Genomic DNA, 4,577 nt, shown 5'->3' on the forward strand with positions numbered 1-4,577 from the left:
AGTCTAGACATATTCATCGGAACTGAAAGCTGCATGAATCCTACACTGGCAATTCTTCAAAATCTTTCAGAAAACGGGTATAAATACAATTATATTCCCTTTGTACTCAAATCAGAGACATCAGTCAAAGAAACTGAAATAATAAGGAATCAATTCGATAGAGAGTTCAATTTTGCGCTTTACGCACCGTATCTTTATACAAATTCGGAAAATGGTATCACAAAAAAGCTTTGCGAATATATTTTGAGAAGAAAAAAAGCACAATGTGATTTAGGATTAACTCACTTGAATTGCGATGAATTAACGAAGCTAGAAAAATCTGATGATACAAATAATTTGTTGAGAAATTACGCTGAAAATCTGTCTTTATACGGGGATTTCAATACTATTTCCAACGAAATAACAACTCTTCATAAAAATGGATTCAATATAATTGTTGGCTTAACTCTTAATGATGACTTAAAACAGATTCTCACGCTAAAACGAGCATGTCTAAGGGCAAATAAGTTATTACGAGTAGCTAAGCAAGAAAGCACCACCACTTCAGCGTGGTGATGAATGGCGGTGGTGAGTGTTCACTTTCATCATTTGCATCAAGGGGTTTCCCTAAGAATTATATAGGTGGTATGACAGAGATAACAACAGCAATTGGAGGGATAATACGCACACTTGTAGACAAGGTGCATACTCCGATCGCCTCACCATCGTTAACAGTACCTACGGGGCGTAGGGATGTTAAGCCTGTGGAGATAAGACCTCCGTAACCCGCCAGGGGATCGAGTCTGTCCTTGAAGCAGGAAGCCTCGAGGCTTTAACACGAGGTAGCTCACCTGCTTGATTGCATGTATTCCTTGAGAATGATATCTGCCGCTTGGTAGGGATCTATTCTCTTTTCAACAATTTTTTTAATAAGTTCATTATAAACGGGACTTTCCTTCGCTTTCTTAATAGCTTCATTCTCGATTTTAGTTATTAGCGTATCAATTAACTCCATGGCCGCTCTTTTTTCATGGAATTCCTCTGAAGTCATATTTGCTAGAAATTCTTGGTGCTCCTCAATTTTATTTACAAGTTCATCAATACCAGTATTCATGGTTGATGATGTGCTTACGATTTGTGGCATCCAACCTGCTTTGCCCTCATTTAATCCCTCATAATCCAACATTCTCTCTAGGTCATTGACAGTTTCTATAGCTTCTGGTTTATCTGCTTTGTTGACCGCAAATATATCTGCAATTTCCATTGCCCCTGCTTTCATAGCCTGAATTTCGTCTCCCAAGCCCGGGCATAATACCATTACAACAGTCTTTGCTACCCTCATTATTTCAACTTCAGATTGTCCCGCACCCACTGTTTCAACGATTACAACGTCATACATGCCAGATGCATCCAAGATGTTGATAGCATCTCGTGTAGCTCTAGCAAGTCCTCCCAAAGATCCCCTTGTAGCCATACTACGAATGAAAATTCCTTCGATGCCTGTAATTTCTCGCATTCTTATTCTGTCTCCCAGTAACGCTCCACCGCTATAAGGGCTTGACGGATCTACTGCTATTATTCCAATTTTTTTTCCCCTTTTATTCCAGCCAAGTGCTAGTTTATTCACTAAACTGCTTTTACCGACTCCAGGAGGACCTGTTATTCCAACAACATGAGCATTTCCAGTATGTGGATAAATCCTGCGACTAATCTCTTCCGCTTTTAAAAAATCGTTTTCAATTAGAGAAATTAGGCGGGTTGTGCTTATGATATCGCCTTTGAATAAACCATCAATAAGTGTTTCTACGTTCATCTATTTTTCCTCTAGTGAACTCTTTCCTTACTCACGTTCTCTCTAATATACTTGACAGCGTTTTTGAGTGGTGTGCCGGGTCCAAAGATGGCAGCAATTCCGTGCTGTTTGAGAAATTCATGGTCATCTGTCGGGATTATGCCTCCACACACAACAAGGACGCCAGTAATTCCTTTTTCTTGCAAAAGTCTCGTAACTGCTGGTAAAATAACTCTGTGGGCTCCGCTTAATATGCTTAAACCAATAACATCTGCATCTTCTTGAATCGCAGCATTTACAATTTGCTCTGGAGTTTGTTCAAGGCCAGAATATACTACCTCCATTCCCGCATCTCTTAAGGCTCTACAAATAACTTTAGCTCCACGATCATGCCCATCAAGGCCAGGTTTTGCAACTAGGACTTTTATTCTTTTCATTATTAACTCCTCAAGCAAACAGGCGTTCCTCTCTCCAAACTCCATAAACTTCCTTAAGAATGCTTATAATCTCGCCTAAAGTAGCATAAGCTTTAACACAATTAACTACGTATGGAATGATATTTTCATCTCTTTCAGTAGCGTTCTTTAACTCATTTAAGTATCTTAATACCTTCTCTTGGTTTCTATTTTCCTTAATCCGTTTTAATCTTTTTAATTGCGCTTTTTCAACTTCAGGATCAACTCTAAAACGAGGTATTTCAAGTTCTTCATGTTCATCCTTAAATTGATTTATACCAACTATGATTTGTTTCTTATTATCAACTTCTTTTTGGAATTCATAAGCACTATTAGCAATTTCTCTCTGTGGATAACCTTTCTTTATTGCTTCAATCATGCCTCCCATATTGTCAATCCTATCAATGTATTTCATCGCTTCTTCCTCGATTTTATCAGTTAACCACTCGATATAATAACTGCCAGCTAGCGGATCGACTGTAGCCGTTACGTTACTTTCATTTGCAATAATTTGCTGCGTTCTTAAGGCTATAGTGACTGCTTTTTCAGACGGGAGTTGCCATGCTTCATCAAAGCTATTGGTATGAAGACTTTGTGTTCCTCCAAGAACTGCTGACAAAGCCTGAAGAGTTACACGTACAATGTTATTTTCTGGTTGTTGAGCAGTAAGTGCCACTCCACTTGTCTGTGTATGAAATCGCATCCACATGCTTCTATCGTTCTTTGCTCCAAAGCGTTCTTTCATAAATCGTGCCCACATTCGTCTTGCAGCTCTGAATTTTGCTACTTCTTCGAAGAAATCATTGTGAGCACAGAAAAATAAGGATAATCGAGGTGCAAAAACATCAACATCTAGCCCCCTTTCAATCGTTTTACTAACATACGTAAGACCATCTGAAATTGTGAACGCGAGTTCTTGTGTAGCTGTAGCTCCTGCTTCTCTTATATGGTACCCACTAATACTTACGGGATTCCATCTTGGTACACTTTTTGTACAAAATTCAATAACATCAATAACAAGTTTAACTGAAGGCTCAGGAGGAAAAATGAAAGATTTTTGTGCAATAAATTCTTTCAATGCATCATTCTGAACTGTTCCACCAACTTGATCCCACGAGATACCTTGTCCTTCTGCAACTGCTAGATACATACTAAACAGTATGGGTGTAGGAGCATTAATTGTCATGGAAGTAGTAACCTTATCGAGAGGGATATCTTCAAAAAGGAGTTCCATATCCTGTAATGTATCGATTGCAACGCCACACACTCCGACTTCACCCAAAGATATTGGATCATCTGAATCATAGCCTTTAAGAGTTGGAAAATCAAAGGCTACACTCAATCCAGTTTCACCCTCTGAGAGCAAATATTTATAACGTTGGTTTGTCTGTTCTGCTGTCCCAAAACCCGAGAACTGACGCATTGTCCAAGGACGACCTCGGTACATAGTTTTATGAATACCTCGTGTGAAGGGATACTTTCCTGGAAATCCCAAATCCTGTTCGTAGTCTAGATGATTAATATCAGCAGGCGTATAAATTAACTTAATTGGAATGCTCGAAGAATTTGTTTGTTCATATACATTTTTTGGGCTGTCTTCTTGCCATTCTTGTTTTTTCTTCTTAATCTGTTCAATAACACTAGAGTCAAACATTTTCATTCAATCTTCACCCAACGATAATTTCATTCTCCACTTAAAAAAAATTTTTATGCAGATAGCTAAATAAGTCAGCTTATTTTTCTTAAAAGATAACTAGATGCTTTCTCATATATTACTCCCAGGTCAGAAACATTCAAGAAATCAGCGATTATCAAATACCAAATAAGGAAAATGTTAATAACACATAGAAATGCAATTAGAACCCATAATTTTTTAATGCTTATTGAGTTCAAAAATCTAATGAGGAGTAAAACCGCGCAAAACGGTAATATCAATACAGAAAAGCGGCTTAAATCACGAGGTCTTGGTCCAGTCATCAGTTGGATTAATAAAAAATACAGGCCAATGATGAGATTCAATCTATCAATATCTTTGTTCTTAAAGTATGTCAATAAATATGAAAGTATAACAATAATGACCCAGAGTTGTGAAATGTACATTATCGCTAAATACAAATTCTCGATCGGATTACCCCAATGAGTTACCATTACATTAAACGGGTAAGAAATGGGGAAGTATGAATAACCCCAATAAGCTTGTTGTGCATGGAAATACAGGAAGAAATCACCTGTTCTAAGGTAAAAAAATAAAAATTGTAACAACACAAAAAATGTGGGGATAATAAAAATCAGATACCGCCTGTTTCTATAGAAATACAAAATCAATATATTGACGACAACCCATCCGAGTA

At 37.6% G+C, this 4,577-nt stretch carries 6 protein-coding genes; 2 read left to right on the forward strand and 4 right to left on the reverse strand.

Annotated elements, in window-relative coordinates:
* The coding region (locus QVB70_RS18520; protein ID WP_287583760.1) for a hypothetical protein at positions 1 to 555 on the forward strand (555 nt) is incomplete at its 5' end.
* A 71-nt stretch (positions 556 to 626) separates the two neighbouring features.
* Entirely contained in the window at positions 627 to 764 is a 138-nt protein-coding gene (locus QVB70_RS18525) for a hypothetical protein (RefSeq protein WP_287583761.1), read from the forward strand.
* Between the two features lie 62 nt (positions 765 to 826).
* Here the strand turns inward: QVB70_RS18525 and meaB are convergent, their stop codons facing one another.
* From meaB to QVB70_RS18545, 4 genes are all read right to left on the reverse strand, one after another.
* A complete protein-coding gene (gene meaB / locus QVB70_RS18530) occupies positions 827 to 1,792 on the reverse strand; it encodes a methylmalonyl Co-A mutase-associated GTPase MeaB (protein ID WP_287583762.1) in 966 nt (321 codons plus the stop codon).
* Between the two features lie 11 nt (positions 1,793 to 1,803).
* Positions 1,804 to 2,208 carry a cobalamin B12-binding domain-containing protein gene (locus QVB70_RS18535; protein ID WP_287583764.1) on the reverse strand — a complete coding sequence of 135 codons (405 nt, stop codon included), beginning with the start codon at positions 2,206 to 2,208 and terminating at the stop codon, positions 1,804 to 1,806.
* A gap of 10 nt (positions 2,209 to 2,218) precedes the next feature.
* A complete protein-coding gene (locus QVB70_RS18540) occupies positions 2,219 to 3,880 on the reverse strand; it encodes a methylmalonyl-CoA mutase (RefSeq protein ID WP_369335131.1) in 1,662 nt (553 codons plus the stop codon).
* A 74-nt stretch (positions 3,881 to 3,954) separates the two neighbouring features.
* A partial coding sequence (locus QVB70_RS18545) for a hypothetical protein (protein WP_287583767.1) occupies positions 3,955 to 4,577 on the reverse strand: 623 nt, incomplete at its 5' end.

The organism is Candidatus Borrarchaeum sp., from assembly GCF_019058535.1.
GTDB lineage: Archaea > Asgardarchaeota > Sifarchaeia > Borrarchaeales > Borrarchaeaceae > Borrarchaeum > Borrarchaeum weybense.